Origin of the sequence: Prevotella sp. P4-119, from assembly GCF_002251345.1 — a bacterium.
Classification (GTDB): domain Bacteria; phylum Bacteroidota; class Bacteroidia; order Bacteroidales; family Bacteroidaceae; genus Prevotella.
Map to the genome: position 1 here is coordinate 18,196 of NZ_NPJB01000029.1, position 17,228 is coordinate 35,423.

A 17,228-nucleotide genomic window follows, 5' to 3' on the forward strand; every position below is an offset into this window, starting at 1 on the left:
TATGATGCATTCAACAATCAAACGATACATTTATCTGTTGACAGGTGCTGTGGTGATTAGTGCCTGTAGTATGACCAAGGGTGTGCCTGACGACGACCAGCTCTTCATCGGATTAACGAAAATCAACTATACCGACTATGAAGAGAACGATAATTATTCTGCTACAAGAGAAGAGATAGACGCAGCCCTGGCAACAGCTCCTAATGGCGCGATATTGGGTAGCAGCTATCATCGCCTTCCTTTCTCCTTCGGTCTTTCGGTATGGAATGCTTTTTCTGCCGACAGTTCTGGTCTTGGTCATTGGATGAATAAGACGTTTGGCAAACAGCCTGTCCTCATGTCGTGGGTCAATCCTCAGTTGCGTGCACAGGTTGCCAAAAGTGTGTTGCGCAATCATGGTTATTTCCATGGAGATGTTGACGCAGAAGTGGTTCAGCAAAACAACATGAAAACAGCCAAGATCGGCTATGATGTGTCGTTCGGTCATCTCTTCACCTTAGATAGTGTGCGTTATGTGGGATTTAACCGTGAGGCAGACAGCCTGATCCATGCCACATCAGCCTCTGCTATCGTGCGCAAGGGTGATCCTTTCGTGGTGGCTAATCTCGATGGGGAGCGTAGCCGAATCAGCAATCTGCTCCGCAATAATGGCTACTATTATTACCAGCCCAGCTACGCCTCTTATCTGGCAGACACCTTTGCTGTGGACGGTAAGGTGCAGTTGCGCTTCCAGTTGGCAGAGGAGACACCAGCTCAGGCCCGTCACAAGTGGTATATCGGTCGTGTGAATATCAATATGCGCAAAACGTATAATGAGGCATTTACCGATTCTATGGTTTACCGCTATTTGACCATCCGTTATGCCGGTCGGCGCCCACCGGTTCGTCCGCGTGTCATTATAGCCGATATGAAAATTCGTCCGCGCCAGCTCTATAGCTATGACGATTACTTGCAGAGTGCCCAGAAAATCAATGCGATGGGATTGTTTTCCTCTACCGAGTTTCAGTTTACGCCGCGTGACAATTCGCCCTCTTGCGATACGCTGGACTTGACACTCAATTGCACCTTCGACAAACCGTGGGATTCGTATATCGAAACCAATTTCAATGGTAGTGCGATAGGTCGCGTGGGACCAGAGGTCAAACTTGGACTGGTGCGTCGCAATGCCTTCCATGGTGGCGAGAAGATAGATCTGTCGGTTCATGGATCCTATGAGTGGGCTACCAACAGCAGTTCCAGCATGAGCAACTACGAGTATGGCTTTGATGCGAGCATAGAGTTTCCACGCCTTATTGCACCATATTTTGGCGGTAATAGCACGCAACGCTATACGCTGCCCGACGGTCGCACGGTGCGCCTTCCTCGCCGGTTCTACGCAACACCCTCTACCGTTGCCAAGGTGTCGAGCAATACCATCCGTCGGCCTGGCTATTACAAGATGCATATTGTGAGTGGTAAGTGGGCATACAACTGGCAGACCTCTGCCACCAGCAAACATGAGTTCTCGCCGCTTACGGTGAAATACCAGTTTATGAATAGCCATACCGCCGAGTTTGACAAGGTGATGGAAGAGAATCCCTATCTCCGTGCCACCATGCAAGACTATTTCGTGCCAGAGATGCGCTATAGCTATACCTATACCAGTCCTTCTACGTTGCGTCATCCTGTGAGATGGACCGCCACGGTGTCTGAGTCGGGCAACTTCACTTCGTTGGCGCTTCTTGCCTTTGGTAAGAAATGGAACGAGAGAGAGAAGAAACTTTTCAAGAATCCTTATTCGCAGTTTGTCAAGATCGAAACGGATTTTACCAAAATATGGACGCTTGATGCTTCTTCGCAGTTGTTGGGACATGTCAACGCGGGTGTGCTCTATTGCTTCGGAAATACCGACTGGGCGCCCAATACCGAACTGTTTTATGTGGGTGGTGCCAATAGCATCCGTGCCTTTTCTGTGCGTGGTATAGGTCCTGGCAGCTTCCCTGGCATCGAGGATAAAGCCATGTCCTATCTGATGCAGAATGGTGATATCAAATTGGTGTGCAATCTTGAGTATCGCCGTAATCTTTTCGGTAGCCTCTATGGTGCTGTATTCCTTGACGCTGGTAATGTTTGGAATGTCCGCGACAACTATGGCACTTCAGTTCCTTATGCCACCACCAAGTTCAAGATTCAGAATGTGCTTCGTGAGATGGCTGTCGGCACGGGTCTTGGTTTGCGCTACGACCTCGACTTTATTGTGTTGCGTCTCGACTGGGGTATCGGTATTCATGTGCCTTACGATACGGGCAAGGGTGGTATCTACAATGTTGATGGTTTCAAAAAGAACCAGACCCTCCATTTTGCTATCGGATATCCATTCTGATTTCTCGGAAGTGGTATTGTTCGGCCATCTGGATTAACGCAGGATGCTTCCTTGTGCGTTCGGGTTATCATCGGGATATGTTCGGGTTTTGCTGTTTCATGATGTGATATTTTCTCGCTCTCCACATTCCCACATCGTGGTATTCTCCTGTTCTGTTCCTTGTTTCTCCCAACTTTGTCCCATCATTGTCCGCTCAATATTGGGACTTAGTGCGGATTCACTGGTGACTTACTTAGAAGTTGCCCACGTCTGTGTGCGGACGGAATGTTTTGTGCGATGAGTGATTCTCTCTTGAACCACGTTGCAAAGATACAACATCCCCCCCAACCAATCATACGTTTCTATACGTTTCTTGCGATTCGAGGACATTTTTATTATGAAATGTTTGCATGCCCATGAATAACCTTGTTTCACAAGGCGGAAACCTGTTTATACGGCTTTGACACCAAGGAGATGGAAATCCGCAGATTACACATTCTCTCCAAAATCCTAATGAGCGATTGGGCGTAATAGGCGTTTGAAAGTCGTAGTAGATGGTTTCAGTTATAGTTGAAAAAACACCATTTTTTGCAGTCTGACTGGGTTATAAAATGTGTCCAGTACATCCCAAAATCCATTTCAATGGTATCCAGAACGCATGAATGAGTGCGTTTTCTGTGTTTTGCATGGAAGGTGGAAATCATCGGAACAAGGGGGGCGAACTCGATTTTTGAGGATTTCATGAATAAAATAGCCCAAAAATGGGGTTTTTACCAGGATTTTGCGGCTTTGGAATGCTGATTTTGCTGGTAGCGCTGGGATATTCCTGCATTCTCTTATTACGTAAATTATTGATAATATGGCTCTTAGATGGATTCTTGATTGCGTAAATCTTCCAATTCCAGTTCTTCCAATTAATTTTTCGAGGGTGCTTTTTTCTCTTATTATATATATAACTATTTAATTATTAATAAGTTATAAGACTCTAAAATGAGGGTTTGCGTTTTCATACCCCTTATTGGAATTTGGAAGAACTGGAATATTGGAAGATTTGTCTTTTCTGATATGTCCAATTTCTGGTCCATAACTTCTTCCTCTCCAAAGCCATTCATGGTGTATGCAAAGGGTGGGATAAAACAAAAAGAAGCCCCTTCCTGCGTATGATAGAAGGGTCTTCTTAGTATGGAGTAAATGCTTGTTGCGCTATTTTTGGTCGAGAGCTTCGTAGCGTGAATGTTTGCTGATGTATTCCGGTACGATTTCCTTCATCTTCCTTACGGTGTTCATGTCGTCGTAAGCAGCGGAAATCTGGTATAGTTCGGTAATGCTCTGCTGTGCCTCTTCGTATTCGTAGCTACGAACCTCGGCAATACGTATTTTTTCGTGGAACGAAGGCTTGGTGTTTTCTTTCTCGTTGAGCACTTCCTCATAGAGTTTCTCGCCTTCGCGGAGTCCCGTGTATTTGATTTCTACGTTTTTGGCTCCGCTCAACTGTATCATGCGCTTTGCCAAGTCGGCAATAAGTACAGGTTCTCCCATGTCGAACACGAATATCTCGCCACCCTTACCATGTGTTCCAGCTTCGAGCACCAGTTTGCAAGCCTCTGGTATGAGCATGAAATAGCGAATGATCTTAGGGTGTGTGACGGTCAATGGACCGCCAGCCTCCAGTTGTTTACGGAATAGCGGAATGACAGATCCGTTGGAACCGAGCACGTTTCCGAAGCGTGTGGTGACAAACTGCGTGATGCCTTTGATTTTACCGTCTTTGATGGCCTTGTCAAGGCTTTGCACATAGATTTCGCAGATACGCTTCGAACAACCCATTACGTTTGTGGGATTGACCGCTTTGTCGGTAGAGATCATCACAAACTTCTTGATATTGTATTTCACGCTGAGGTCTGCAATGATTTTGGTGCCCCATACGTTGTTTTGAATGCTTTCGCTGGGGTTGTCTTCCATCATCGGCACGTGTTTGTAGGCAGCAGCATGGAAAACGTAATCAGGCTGGAATGTGCTGAAAATCTCCTCCATGCGTTTCTCTTTGCAGATAGAGGTCACTACGGTATGTGCCACGATGTCAGGATATTCGTTGCTCATCATCAGTCTGACGTCGTGTTGTGGAGTCTCAGCCTGGTCGATGAGCATCATTTCTGCGGGCTTGTAGATGGCAATCTGGCGAACCATTTCCGATCCGATAGAACCGGCAGATCCTGTGATGAGCACTTTCTTGCCTCTCAACAGGGCCCCGACGCTATTCATGTCAACCTGTATCTCATCGCGTGGCAGGAGGTCTTCAACGCTAACTTCCTTCATTTTGATGTTGGCAAGACTGCTGTCAGTCAATTTTCCGTTTTCAACCTGCATCTCATGGGCGCTGATTGTCATATAGATTTTGACACCGGTGGAAATCAGCGTGTTCTGCATCTCACGGTCGTTTTGGAAGTCTTTAGTGCGAGTAGGGGAGATGAGTACACCTTTGATGCCGTATTTCTTGATGATATGTGCAATATTGTCTTGGGTGTTATATACTTTCTTGCCCATCAGTCGGACATGGTGAAGTCGGTTCTCGTTGCTCTTTTCATGGGCAATGAATCCCATCAACACAAACTTGGCAGGTTGCTGGGAACGAATGTACTTGGCAAGTCCCACCGCTCCTTCCATTGTACCATAGATGAGTACGCGTACTGCCTTCTTATCCGCCAATATTACGTCGTATAGCATCTTTACCAGCACGCGAATGGTCCACATGGCTAATGTGGCAATGAGGAACATGGTGCATGTCTCGGTCAATGTGAGTATGCCTATTTTGTCAACATGCAGATACTCCATGGTGAAATGGGCTATCAGCGACAATGCCAAGCCGACGGCATTACTCATCGCCACATGCCATAAATCGACAAATGATGAGTAGCGAAGAATTCCAGAATAGGTGTGAAATATTCTGAAGCCTACGCAAGTGAGAAGTACGTAGAGCAAGAGGGTATATAGCAGTTCAAACCGATGGTCTATGAATGCTCCTGTCTTGTTGAAAATCCAATAGGTAAAGAGACCGGAGAAGAAAATAGTAGCAGTATCAATCAAGAACATGCACCAGTAGGGTAGTGCTTCTTTCTTGAAGTACCAATTCAGGATAGAGTTGAGTAGATTCATAGCTTTTCTTAAAATCTATATTATTTTTAACCGCAAAGATACGTAAAAAATATAAACTTTCTATAGTTTTGCGTTGTTTTTTTTACTAAGACGGTCGATTTTTTGAAAATATATCAAGGGGGGGGGTAAAGGCAATTTAATGTCCTTTTGTGAAGATTAGCATTTTGGGCAACTTCTGCCATTTCCCGTTTTTGGGAATTTTCAGCGTACTGCCACTTGTTTGTTTCAGCAGGTAGGTGGAGTCGCTTTGCAAGGTGAGGGTAGCGGTGAGATCTTCGCTGCCAAAATCGTTGACCATCGTCATGACAATCTCTCGGCTTCCTTTTTTCTTGACCGATGTGATCGGCCAGCAGAAAGAATTGTGTTTCTTTCCGAGATAGCCAGGAAGTTCACCATAGATCTCTTGTCCGGGGATGATGACATTCTGGTTCTGAAAATCGATTCGCAGATAAACGTCGTATTCCTCATTGGTGAGATATCCACTGAAAGTGCCCTGTGACTGTTGGGCACCGACTGTTGCGAAAATGGCTGTAAATATTATTATGAATAGTTTTCTTTTCATCTACGTATTAATTTGCCGCAAAGATAGTAAATCTATATCAATAAATATGTTTTTTGGTGAAAAATAATTGCCTAAACTCGCATGATTTTAATATTTTTAAGTAACTTTGTGGCCGTTATACATGTATATATGGGAAAAGAATTGATTAAGCCAGATTATGTCTTTGAATCGAGCTGGGAAGTTTGTAATAAAGTAGGAGGTATATATACCGTGCTTTCCAGCCGAGCTAAAACACTTCAAGATGCCATGTGCGACCGGATTATCTTCATCGGTCCAGATGTGTGGCATGATAACGAGAGTCCTTATTTTCAAGAGGAAAAGTCGCTATTGGCAGAATGGCAATGGCAGGCGAAAGAAGAGGGGCTGAAAGTAAAGGTAGGCCGTTGGGCTGTTCCTGGAAAACCTATTGCTATTTTGGTGGATTTCCAACCTTTTTTTGAGAAGAAAAATGAAATCTATGGCTGGTTGTGGGAACACTATCAGGTGGATTCGCTTCATGCCTATGGCGATTATGATGAAGCATCTATGTTCTCTTATGCCGCAGCACTCGTGGTAGAAAGCATCTACCGTTGGCTGGGCAAGGAAGTTGAGGGAAAACATGTGATTTACCATGCCAACGAATGGATGTGTGGACTCGGAGCATTATATATAAATAATGTGTTGCCGCAGATCGGTACCGTTTTCACCACTCACGCCACCAGTATCGGTCGTTCAATCGCAGGCAACCAGAAGCCACTCTATGACTATCTCTTTGCCTATAATGGCGATCAGATGGCAGAAGAGCTTAATATGCAGAGCAAGCACTCCATTGAGAAGCAAACTGCTCATTATGTAGATTGTTTTACTACGGTAAGTGATATTACCGCCAATGAATGTCGTGAACTCCTTGACAAGCCCGTTGATGTGGTATTGCCAAATGGTTTCGACAACAGTTTCGTGCCTAAAGCCGCCACATTCACCAAAAAGCGCAAGGCAGCTCGCTTGCGCCTTCTTGATGTGGCTAATGCCTTATTGGGCGAATCGCTCGACGACGATACACTTATCGTTTCAACATCAGGACGTTACGAATTCCGTAATAAGGGTATTGACGTGTTTGTGGAGGCCATGAATCGTCTGCTTCGCGACAGAGAACTGAAGAAAAAGGTCTTGGCATTTATTGAAGTGCCGGGATGGGTAGGCGAGCCACGTAAGGATTTGCAGGAACGTTTGGCGAAGAACGAAAAATATGAAACACCATTGGATGTTCCACAGCTGACCCATTGGCTGCATAATATGAGTCACGATAACGTGTTGGGCATGATGAAATACTACGATATGCACAACCGTAAGGACGATAAGGTGAAGGTCATCTTCCTGCCCTGCTATCTCGATGGACGTGACGGAATAGTCAATATGTCATATTATGATGTGGTATTGGGTAATGACCTGTGCATTTATCCATCGTATTACGAACCGTGGGGATATACTCCGCTGGAGGCCGTTGCCTTCAAAGTGCCTTGTATCACAACAGATCTGGCAGGCTTCGGACTTTGGGCTAACGGCGTGTTCGGTCATGCAGGTGAGATAGAGGATGGCGTGAAGGTCATTCATCGCACAGATTATAATTATTCTGAAGTAGCAGATGCCATCAAGGATACGGTGGCGAAATATTCGGCTATGCCGAAAAATGATGTTGAAAGTTGCCGACGCAAAGCCGATGCACTTTCGAAAAAAGCACTTTGGAGCGAGTTTATCGAATACTATTATGAGGCTTACGACATCGCTTTGCGTAAGGCTCAGAACCGTATGAACAAATAATAAATAGAGTATCAACGTATATATAGAGAAAAGTATGAAAATCAAAGCAGATTACGCAAATGCTCCTCAGTGGAAGGAATTGACTGTAAAATCGACCCTTCCTGAGCAGTTGAAATGTTTGAATGAGATTGCCCACAACATGTGGTGGGTGTGGAACTATGAGGCACGCGACTTGTTCCGTGACCTTGACCCTGAGCTTTATCATGATGCCAAGCACAATCCCGTAATGCTTCTTGAGCGTCTGAGCTTTACCCGTAAAGAGGAAATCCTCAAGGACAAGGCTCTGATGAAGCGCATCCAGAGTGTTTATGCACTCTTCCGTGAATATATGGATGTTAAGCCCGACAATACCCGTCCTTCTGTAGCTTATTTCTGCATGGAGTATGGTATCCATTCTGCCCTGAAAATCTACTCAGGCGGTCTCGGTATGTTGGCTGGTGACTATGTGAAAGAGGCTTCTGACTCTAATGTTGATATGTGTGCCGTGGGTTTCCTCTATCGTTTCGGCTATTTCACACAGAGTCTTTCTATGGACGGACAGCAGATTGCCAACTATGAGTCTCAGAACTTCGGTTCACTCCCCATCGAGCGCGAACTCGACGAGAACGGCAATCCTCTCGTAATAGATGTTCCTTACACCAACTATCAGGTTCATGCTTATGTTTGGCGTGTGAATGTGGGTCGTGTAAAGCTCTATCTGCTCGACACAGACAACGAACTGAACTCAGAATTCGACAGACCAATCACTCACTCACTCTATGGTGGCGACTGGGAAAACCGCCTGAAGCAGGAAATTCTGCTCGGTATCGGTGGTATGCTGCTGCTGAAGAAACTCGGCATTAAGAAGGATGTTTACCATTGCAACGAAGGCCATGCAGCACTTTGCAACCTGCAGCGCCTCTGCGACTATATCGATGGTGGAATGACCTTCAACGAAGCACTCGAACTCGTTCGCGCTTCTTCACTCTATACCGTTCACACTCCAGTACCTGCTGGTCACGACTACTTCGACGAAGGACTCTTCGGTAAGTATATGGGAGGCTATCCTGCAAAACTCGGTATCTCTTGGGATGAGTTCATCGGTATGGGACGTATCAACCCAGAAGACCATAACGAGCGCTTCTGCATGTCAACCTTTGCTTGCAACACTTGTCAGGAAGTAAACGGTGTATCTAAACTCCACGGATGGGTTAGTCAGCAGATGTTTGCTCCTATCTGGAACGGATACTATCCAGAGGAAAACCACGTGGGATATGTTACCAACGGTGTACACTTCCCAACATGGTGTGCTACAGAATGGCGTAAGGTTTATGGCAAGTATTTCAACGAGAACCACATGTACGATCAGTCGAACCAGAGCATCTGGGAGGCTATCTATAATGTGCCCGATGAAGAAATCTGGGAAACTCGTATGGCGCTGAAAAACAAATTGGTGTCATATATCCGCGAACAGTTCCGTGACACATGGTTGCGCAATCAGGGTGATCCCTCACGCGTGCTCAACCTGCTTGAGCGCATCAATCCTAATGCGTTGATTATCGGTTTCTGCCGTCGCTTCGCTACCTATAAGCGCGCTCACCTGTTGTTTACCGACCTCGACCGTCTGGCCAAGATCGTCAACGACCCAGAGCATCCCGTACAGTTCCTCTTCGCCGGTAAGGCTCACCCCGCAGATGGCGCAGGACAGGGACTCATCAAGAAGATTTATGAGATTAGCCAGCGTCCTGAGTTCCTCGGTAAGATCATCTTCCTTGAGGACTACGACTTCCTCTTGGCTCGTCGCCTTGTCAGCGGTGTTGATATTTGGATGAATACTCCAACTCGTCCGCTTGAGGCTTCTGGTACATCTGGTGAAAAGGCTGAGATGAATGGCGTTGTCAACCTCTCTGTACTTGATGGATGGTGGCTTGAAGGCTATCGTGAAGGTGCAGGATGGGCACTTACCGAAAAGCGTACCTATCAGAACCAGGGTCATCAGGACCAGCTCGATGCGGCTACAATCTACTCGCTACTCGAAAACGAGATTATTCCTCTTTACTATAAGAAGAACAAGAAGGGCTTCAGCGAGGGATGGATCAAGGTTATCAAGAACTCTATCGCTCAGATCGCTCCTCACTATACCATGAAGCGTCAGCTCGACGACTACTATGACAAGTTCTACACCAAAGAGGCTAAACGCTTCAAGGAAATCAGCAAGGACAACTGCCGTCTGGCTAAGGAAATTGCACAGTGGAAGGAAGTTGTTGCTGAGCGTTGGGATGCCATCAACGTCGTTTCTGCATCATGGGACTTCCCTGCAAGTGGTGCTGAAACCGGTGGTAAGTACAAGCTGACTTACGTCATCAACGAGCAAGGTCTTGAAGATGCAGTAGGATTGGAGAAGGTGAATCTCTATGTTAACAAGGAAGGACAGGAGCGTATCTTCAATGTAGAGCCTCTGAAGATGGTTGGTCATGAGGGTAACAACTATACCTTCGAAGTTGAGCTGACTCCTCAGCAGGCCGGTACCTATAAATCAGCTGTCCGCATGTATCCGAAGAACAAGAACCTGCCTCACCGTCAGGACTTCTGCTACGTGAAATGGCTTGAACTGCCCAACAACCAGTAATCTGTTGGACATTCAGAAGAGATAAGGAGAGTGGCTTGTCTTCCTCGTGTGGAAGAACAGCCACTCTCTTTCTTTTCTATACAACCGCCTTGATGATAAACCCCCAATCCGTCTGATGACCGATTGGGGGTTAAAGGTGGATGTTGCGATTGTTATTTCAGGTAATCAGCAACAAAGTTTCTGAGTTGTTCATCGCGGAGATCGCGACGCAGGATTTTGCCTTCTTGATCTACAATAACGGTACAAGGGATGCTTTTTACATTAAATAATGTAGCAGCAGACGATTCCCAGCCTTTCAGGTCGCTAACCTGTGTCCAACTCGTTCCCCATTGCTTGATGGCATTTGTCCAAGCGTCTTTGTTGTTGTCAAGAGAAACACCGAGAATGCCCAGACCCTTATCCTTGTAACTCTCGTAGAGGGAAATCACGGAAGGCATTTCTCTACGGCATGGGCCACACCAAGATGCCCAGAAATCTATAACGGTCAATTTGTGCTTCTTTATCTCTGCCAAAGCGCTCACAGGATTACCCTCTGCATCAGGAAGCGTGAAGTCGGGCATGACGGATCCTTCCGCTGTATTGGCTTGCTTGGCCAATTCCTGTTCCATTTGCTGGATGGCGGTACGCTGACGCAATTCCTTCGGCATCTGACTGATGAGATGCTTGGTCGTTGTGGCAGAGAATATATCCTTGGAAAAGTTGAGGATGAGAAAATAGCCGAATTCGTTGTCGATATTGCGTTCGGCGGCAACTTCTACCTTGTTGCTGAACTGTTTGTTGAGTTCTTCTATTTCCTTCATACCCTTTTCTCGTTCTGCCGGACTGACGGGATGGGCATAGATGCGTTCTGCAATAAGATTGATGGCTTTGCCTACAACCATCAACGAGTCGTTGAGACGTTGCCACTCGTTGTTGCAAGGCGTACCGCCAACCCTTGATGCGGAAGGTTCTGCGGAAAGCCGGATGTCGATATTGCCATTCTCCCTGAAGAATGTGGCGTTGATCTGGTGGGCTTTCGCACTATAAAGCATGCAGAAGCATGTAGAATCTGCACTTCCCGAAAGACTGAACTTTCCGTTTTTTACTACTAAGGTGTCGCAGGGAATGCCGGTTACCATGTCGGTCGTGAGAAAGAGTGTGTCTCCGTCTTGCATGTTTTCGGCAGAACCTTTGATATGGTACGTGTTTGAATGACAAGCAGCAAGCGTAATGCCTGCTGCTGTCACTATAAATAATGTCTTGATGTTCATCTGAAGGATGGATGTTATACAAGGTATTGACTTGAGATACTCTCGTTGTTGAGCACGCGGCGGATGGTTTCTGCAAACATATCTGCCACAGAGAGCTGTTTCACCTTAGCACAGCGTTGTGTGTAGGGGATAGAGTCTGTGAAGACAATTTCCTCAAGGGCCGATTCTTGTACGCGTTCGCTTGCAGGGCCACTCATCACACAATGGGATGCACATGCGCGAACAGTCTTAGCACCTGCTTCTTTCATGATGTCGGCAGCCTTGGTGATGGTTCCAGCAGTATCTACCATGTCGTCGATAATCACCACATTCTTGTCTTTGACGTCACCGATAATCTGCATGGTGGCTACAACGTTGGCGCGAGCGCGGGTCTTGTTGCAGAGAACCAGCGGGCAACCCAGATATTTAGCATAGGTGTTGGCGCGCTTAGAACCGCCGACATCAGGTGATGCAATAACGAGGTCGTCTAGATTGAGACTCTGAAGATAGGGGAGGATGACGCCGGAAGCATAGAGGTGGTCAACGGGAACATCAAAGAAACCTTGTATCTGGTCGGCATGCAAGTCCATGGTGATGACACGATCAACACCGGCTACGGAAAGCAAGTCGGCTACCAGTTTGGCACCAATGCTGACACGGGGCTTGTCTTTGCGATCCTGACGTGCCCATCCGAAATAGGGGATAACGGCATTGATGGTGCGTGCAGAGGCGCGCTTGGCAGCATCGATCATCAGCAACAGCTCCATCAGGTTGTCACTATTGGGGAATGTGCTCTGTACGAGGAAGATATCGCGACCGCGAATAGACTCCTCGAAAGAGACAGCAAACTCGCCGTCGGAGAACTTTGTGATTTGCAGTTCACCGAGCGGACATCCTAAACTAAGGCAGATTTTCTCTGCCAGATACTTTGTGGCAGTGCCTGAAAATACCATGTAAGAGTTCGATTCTCTCATTTTGTAGTAAATATTGTTGTTAGTTGTTTCTTTTTCTATCCAATGGCCTTTCTGAGCTTTTCGAAGTGGGCAATAAGTTCTTTGTAGTCTAATCCCTGATGGATGTTGAAGCGGTTCCACAGGTCACCACAAATGACAACTCCGCCAAAGCCGAGTTCTTTGGCCATGCGAATATTATCTATGTTCATGCCTCCTAATGCATACACGTGCCGGTCGATAAGTCCCAACTTAGAAGCCTGTTCCAGTTCGTTGGGAGTAAATGAGGCTTTCTCATTACCCGTCTGACTGTCGAAGATGTGTTTGAGAAACACGTAGTCTGCGTTGCGTTTAGTCACTTTGAGCTCGTCGAGCTTCTGACAGGTGCGACTCAGGCGTCCACGATAGCCTTGCGGGGCTGGTTGTCCTGCCTCGTCAATATGGATGCCTCTCAGATTGTATTCCTCCTTGAGGTAGAAGTGGTCATGTACTACAATCTTTGAACAGTAGTCTTCAGGCAGTAGAGTCAGCAGGCGCTCTGCATACATTGGCGAAGAACCAGGCTTGCATAAATGCAGGCAGTCGAGTCCCTCGTCGAAAAGTGTTGCCAATATTTTGTCTTCTTCCACGAAATACGTGGGCTTGGTCATTACTATGAGTTTCATTGCAATAATCTAGAATCAAATGCAAAAGTAATCATTTTATATGGAATAATGCAATTTAATGACAATAAAAAGCTAACTTTGCAGTCGAAATCAAGATTTATATCAAAAAAATGGAAAATAGTACACCTATATATATTATAGAGGAGGCGAAATTGCGACGTAATCTCGCTTTGATAAAAGACGTGGCTGAACGAACCGGTTCGGAGTTTATTCTTGCCTTCAAGGCATTCGCATTATGGAAAACATTTCCTATTTTTCGGGAGTATATTCAATCTACTACCGCTAGTTCGCTGTCTGAGGCTATGCTCGCTTATCATGAGTTTGGAAAGAAAGCCCATACCTTTTCGCCAGCTTTTACAGATGGAGAGTTTGATGATATTGTAGCTTGCTCATCGCATATCACGTTTAATTCGTTGTCGCAATACGAGCGCTTTCACCATCGTGCATCATCATGTTCGATAGGATTGCGTGTCAATCCTGAATATTCGGAAGTGGGTACCATGCTCTATAATCCCTGTGCTCCAGGTACACGCTTTGGTATTACGGCAGATAAGTTGCCGAAAGAACTGCCGTCGGATATTGACGGATTCCATTGCCATTGCCATTGTGAGAGTGGGGCAGATGTGTTTGAACGGACACTACGGCATATAGAAGAAAAATTCTCTCCTTGGTTCTCGCAGATAAAATGGATCAATTTCGGAGGAGGCCATTTGGTGACTCGCAAAGGTTACGATATAGAGTTGTTGGAATGTATAATGAAAGGTTTCCACCAGCGTTATCCCCATCTGAAGGTGATATTTGAACCAGGAAGCGCCTTTGCCTGGCAGACTGGACCGCTTGTGGCCCATGTTGTGGATATTGTGAATGATCGAGGAATCAAGACTGCCATCCTTGATGTCAGCTTCACATGCCACATGCCCGATTGTCTTGAAATGCCATATCATCCAGAGGTGCGTGGGGCAGAATTGGTCGATTTGGAGGAGGCAACGAAAGAAAATACCTATAGATTGGGTGGTAATAGTTGCCTGTCTGGAGATTTTATGGGGTCTTGGCGCTTTAAAAATCCATTGGTGATCGGTCAGGAGATTATTTTTGAGGATATGATTCATTATACAACGGTCAAGACAAACATGTTTAATGGTATTTCTCACCCGTCCATTGGAATGCTCCATATGGACGGGAAATTGGAAATATTGCGCCATTTTGGCTATGAAGACTATCGAAATCGCATGGATTGATACTTTTTTTAGAAAAAAATGCGAGAAAATTTTGGTAATTCAGAAAAATAGCGTACCTTTGCATCCGCAATCGAGAGAGATGCTCCTTGAGAGAGGAAATAAGCGGAAATAGCTCAGTTGGTAGAGCACAACCTTGCCAAGGTTGGGGTCGCGGGTCCGAGTCCCGTTTTCCGCTCATTTATTATTTATCCTAAGGAAAACCGAAATCTATTTTTTTATTTTAAAAAGATAAATATTTACCGATGAATTTATATATACGCTATTTTGATAAAGAGGTTCTTGTTGATAACGTTGATGATGCTATTCAGTTTCTTGCAGATATCGACGAGATTGGAATGAATCCTATTCTTGAGAAAGACATTCGCAACTACTATAACAGCGATATGTATTATCCTAAGCGTTATAAAGTTCGCCCACGAATCTATTTTATCATCATCAAGACTGAAGCCAAGACGATGCTTGACTTTAAGGAGAAGCGTGCGTTGCATCCTGTGCAAGAGGTTCATGAGAAAAAAAATGTATCGGCATTGGCAAGACTGAACGAAGAAAAGTTTGGCTGGTATGAAGGCTCGCTTGATTTTAAGCGTGTGCAAATAGTTCCTGGTACGGGTAAATTCCAATATCGAGATACCCATTTTGTAGCACAATGTAAGGCGGTATCAGGAATGGATTGTTATAATCGTATTATTGAGCACTTGCGTGAACGGGTTGACGAAAGAAGTCAGTTCCCATCTGCAAAAGGAAAGAATTTCCATTTCCAGTTCTTGGGACTGTGTAAATAACATGTTGCCAAACATGGCGGTTTGAATTTTATCATTATAGAGATATTATGAACAAAGTGATGCTGATAGGAAATGTTGGTGCCGACCCAGAGGTTAGATATGTTGACCAAGGTGTGGCAGTTGCACGGGTACGGCTTGCAACAACCGAACGTGGATATACCTTACAGAACGGTACGCAGGTTCCTGATCATACCGATTGGCACAACGTAATTCTGTGGAGACGTTTGGCAGAAATTGTGGAACAATATGTGCATAAAGGTGATAAACTGTATGTAGAAGGACGCATTCGCTATTCTTCGTATGATGATCGTCAGGGTCAGCGTCGTTTCAAAACAGAGATATGGGCTGATAACATAGAGTTGCTTTCTCCTAAGATGCAAAACAATCCTGCAACAGAAACTTCTCAGTATGCATCAAGTTCTTCTTCTGTTTCAGAGAACCCGACCATGGTAAATTCCAATGATAATACTCAAAGTTCTGTCAATGGGCAGAATGCATCAATGACTTCTGTGGATAATAATGATGCAGAAGCTCTTCCTTTCTAAGCGACAATGGATATCCAACATATTTTATCGGAAGTGCAGTTGATGACTCCAGATTATGGGGCCGTTATTGCATTGGTTTTGGCATTTGCCTTACTCTTTGTCTCTGGTTTCGCTTCTGGAAGCGAGATTGCTTTTTTCTCTTTGACACCAAATGACGAGAATGAATTGGAAGAGGAAAAGTCGGCATCAGACGGCAAGATCATAGCGCTTCGTAACGATTCTGAACGTACGTTGGCAACCATTCTGATTACCAACAATTTGGTGAATGTAACCATTATCATGCTGCTGAACTATTTCTTTGCACGTGTAGTTGATTTTGGTAATGCGGTATGGTTGCAGTTCTTGTGTATTACGGTTCTTTTGACATTTTTGTTGTTGCTCTTTGGAGAAATTATTCCGAAGATTTACACCCGTCAACAACCACTTCGCTTTTGTCGTCGTGTGGTGTCTGGCATTATGTTTTGCCGTAAACTGTTCTATCCTTTTGCAACCATTCTCATCAAGTCTGGTGTGTTGGCAGGAAAGGTGGTACAGAAGGATAATCATGTGTTGAGCGTTGATGACTTGGAACAGGCTCTTGAACTGACAGATAAGAATGATATCAAGGAAGAACAGCATATGCTTGAAGGTATCGTTCGGTTTGGTGATGAGACAGCTAAAGAGATTATGACGAGTCGTCAGGATGTTGTAGATTTGGATTTTCGTTCTTCATTTAGTGAGGTGCTGAAATGTATAGTAGATAATAACTATTCTCGCATACCTGTCTATCAAGATAATAGTGATAACATACGAGGCATTCTCTATATCAAGGATTTGTTGCCACATCTGGGTAAACCTGCCACATTCCGTTGGCAATCTCTTATCCGTCCTCCATATTTCGTTCCAGAGACTAAGAAAATAGACGATTTGCTGCGTGAGTTCCAGTCGAATCGCGTTCATATCGCCATTGTTGTTGATGAATTTGGTGGTACGAGCGGTATTGTCACATTGGAAGATGTATTGGAGGAAATTGTGGGTGAGATTAATGACGAATACGATGAGGATGAACATAATTATGTGCGTATCAACAGCAATACCTTTGTCTTTGAAGGAAAGACGCTGTTGAGTGACTTTTACCGTATTCTCAAGATTGATGATGATTTCTTTGTTGATGTTGAGGGAGATGCAGATACTGTTGCAGGTTTGCTGCTTGAAATCAAAGGAGATTTCCCACAGTTACATGAGCGGATAGACTATCGTCATTTTACCTTTGAGATATTGGAACTTGAAGAGCGCCGTATTTCAAAAGTAAAGGTTGTGGTTCATCAGTCAACACTAGAACCGTCTGTGGACAAGCAATAACGGTAATGCAACAAGGA

Annotated in this window: 12 protein-coding genes and 1 tRNA gene; 8 read left to right on the forward strand and 5 right to left on the reverse strand. The window is 45.2% G+C overall.

Annotated features, from left to right (window positions below; genetic code table 11):
• The first annotated feature begins 1 nt into the window (after position 1).
• Positions 2 to 2,362 (forward strand): BamA/TamA family outer membrane protein, encoded by a 2,361-nt coding sequence (locus CIK89_RS03295; RefSeq protein ID WP_371593207.1) that lies wholly within the window; start codon positions 2 to 4, stop codon positions 2,360 to 2,362.
• A gap of 1,182 nt (positions 2,363 to 3,544) precedes the next feature.
• Here CIK89_RS03295 and CIK89_RS03300 read toward each other — a convergent pair.
• Positions 3,545 to 5,494 carry a nucleoside-diphosphate sugar epimerase/dehydratase gene (locus CIK89_RS03300; protein WP_094390017.1) on the reverse strand — a complete coding sequence of 650 codons (1,950 nt, stop codon included), beginning with the start codon at positions 5,492 to 5,494 and terminating at the stop codon, positions 3,545 to 3,547.
• A 136-nt stretch (positions 5,495 to 5,630) separates the two neighbouring features.
• On the reverse strand, positions 5,631 to 6,056 hold the full coding sequence (locus CIK89_RS03305) for a hypothetical protein (protein WP_094390018.1): 426 nt from the start codon (positions 6,054 to 6,056) through the stop codon (positions 5,631 to 5,633).
• Positions 6,057 to 6,185: 129 nt separating this feature from the next.
• Between CIK89_RS03305 and CIK89_RS03310 the strand changes: the two genes are divergently transcribed.
• Together CIK89_RS03310 and glgP are read left to right on the forward strand one after the other, a co-directional pair.
• Positions 6,186 to 7,853: a glycogen/starch synthase gene (locus CIK89_RS03310; RefSeq protein WP_094390019.1), complete on the forward strand. Its 1,668-nt coding sequence runs from the start codon at positions 6,186 to 6,188 to the stop codon at positions 7,851 to 7,853.
• 34 nt (positions 7,854 to 7,887) lie between these two features.
• Positions 7,888 to 10,461, forward strand: a complete 2,574-nt coding sequence (gene glgP, locus CIK89_RS03315; protein ID WP_094390020.1) for an alpha-glucan family phosphorylase — start codon at positions 7,888 to 7,890, stop codon at positions 10,459 to 10,461.
• A gap of 152 nt (positions 10,462 to 10,613) precedes the next feature.
• On the opposite strand, the gene CIK89_RS03320 is transcribed toward glgP, so the two are convergent.
• The 3 genes from CIK89_RS03320 to CIK89_RS03330 are packed head-to-tail and all read right to left on the reverse strand — an operon-like array spanning position 10,614 to position 13,305.
• On the reverse strand, positions 10,614 to 11,711 hold the full coding sequence (locus tag CIK89_RS03320; RefSeq protein ID WP_094390021.1) for a TlpA disulfide reductase family protein: 1,098 nt from the start codon (positions 11,709 to 11,711) through the stop codon (positions 10,614 to 10,616).
• A 14-nt stretch (positions 11,712 to 11,725) separates the two neighbouring features.
• Complete coding sequence (locus tag CIK89_RS03325; RefSeq protein WP_094390022.1) at positions 11,726 to 12,664, reverse strand: ribose-phosphate pyrophosphokinase; 939 nt, start codon at positions 12,662 to 12,664, stop codon at positions 11,726 to 11,728.
• 35 nt (positions 12,665 to 12,699) lie between these two features.
• Positions 12,700 to 13,305 (reverse strand): thiamine phosphate synthase, encoded by a 606-nt coding sequence (locus CIK89_RS03330; RefSeq protein WP_094390023.1) that lies wholly within the window; start codon positions 13,303 to 13,305, stop codon positions 12,700 to 12,702.
• Positions 13,306 to 13,415: 110 nt separating this feature from the next.
• Between CIK89_RS03330 and nspC the strand changes: the two genes are divergently transcribed.
• The 5 genes from nspC to gldE all read left to right on the forward strand — a co-directional run bounded on the left by nspC (position 13,416) and on the right by gldE (position 17,211).
• Positions 13,416 to 14,543 carry a carboxynorspermidine decarboxylase gene (nspC, locus tag CIK89_RS03335; RefSeq protein WP_094390024.1) on the forward strand — a complete coding sequence of 376 codons (1,128 nt, stop codon included), beginning with the start codon at positions 13,416 to 13,418 and terminating at the stop codon, positions 14,541 to 14,543.
• A gap of 102 nt (positions 14,544 to 14,645) precedes the next feature.
• A tRNA-Gly gene (locus CIK89_RS03340) sits at positions 14,646 to 14,718 on the forward strand.
• A 67-nt stretch (positions 14,719 to 14,785) separates the two neighbouring features.
• Positions 14,786 to 15,325 (forward strand): hypothetical protein, encoded by a 540-nt coding sequence (locus CIK89_RS03345; protein WP_094390025.1) that lies wholly within the window; start codon positions 14,786 to 14,788, stop codon positions 15,323 to 15,325.
• Between the two features lie 47 nt (positions 15,326 to 15,372).
• Positions 15,373 to 15,870: a single-stranded DNA-binding protein gene (locus tag CIK89_RS03350; protein WP_094390026.1), complete on the forward strand. Its 498-nt coding sequence runs from the start codon at positions 15,373 to 15,375 to the stop codon at positions 15,868 to 15,870.
• Positions 15,871 to 15,912: 42 nt separating this feature from the next.
• Positions 15,913 to 17,211 carry a gliding motility-associated protein GldE gene (gene gldE, locus CIK89_RS03355; RefSeq protein WP_371593216.1) on the forward strand — a complete coding sequence of 433 codons (1,299 nt, stop codon included), beginning with the start codon at positions 15,913 to 15,915 and terminating at the stop codon, positions 17,209 to 17,211.
• Positions 17,212 to 17,228 lie beyond the last annotated feature (17 nt).

Coding starts and splice junctions, on each gene's coding strand:
- glgP (WP_094390020.1), top strand. CDS start 7,888: ATGAAAATCAAAGCAGATTACGCAAATGCTCCTCAGTGGAAGGAATTG.
- CIK89_RS03350 (WP_094390026.1), top strand. CDS start 15,373: ATGAACAAAGTGATGCTGATAGGAAATGTTGGTGCCGACCCAGAGGTT.
- nspC (WP_094390024.1), top strand. CDS start 13,416: ATGGAAAATAGTACACCTATATATATTATAGAGGAGGCGAAATTGCGA.
- gldE (WP_371593216.1), top strand. CDS start 15,913: ATGACTCCAGATTATGGGGCCGTTATTGCATTGGTTTTGGCATTTGCC.
- CIK89_RS03295 (WP_371593207.1), top strand. CDS start 2: ATGATGCATTCAACAATCAAACGATACATTTATCTGTTGACAGGTGCT.
- CIK89_RS03325 (WP_094390022.1), bottom strand. CDS start 12,664: ATGAGAGAATCGAACTCTTACATGGTATTTTCAGGCACTGCCACAAAG.
- CIK89_RS03345 (WP_094390025.1), top strand. CDS start 14,786: ATGAATTTATATATACGCTATTTTGATAAAGAGGTTCTTGTTGATAAC.
- CIK89_RS03320 (WP_094390021.1), bottom strand. CDS start 11,711: ATGAACATCAAGACATTATTTATAGTGACAGCAGCAGGCATTACGCTT.
- CIK89_RS03330 (WP_094390023.1), bottom strand. CDS start 13,305: ATGAAACTCATAGTAATGACCAAGCCCACGTATTTCGTGGAAGAAGAC.
- CIK89_RS03310 (WP_094390019.1), top strand. CDS start 6,186: ATGGGAAAAGAATTGATTAAGCCAGATTATGTCTTTGAATCGAGCTGG.
- CIK89_RS03305 (WP_094390018.1), bottom strand. CDS start 6,056: ATGAAAAGAAAACTATTCATAATAATATTTACAGCCATTTTCGCAACA.
- CIK89_RS03300 (WP_094390017.1), bottom strand. CDS start 5,494: ATGAATCTACTCAACTCTATCCTGAATTGGTACTTCAAGAAAGAAGCA.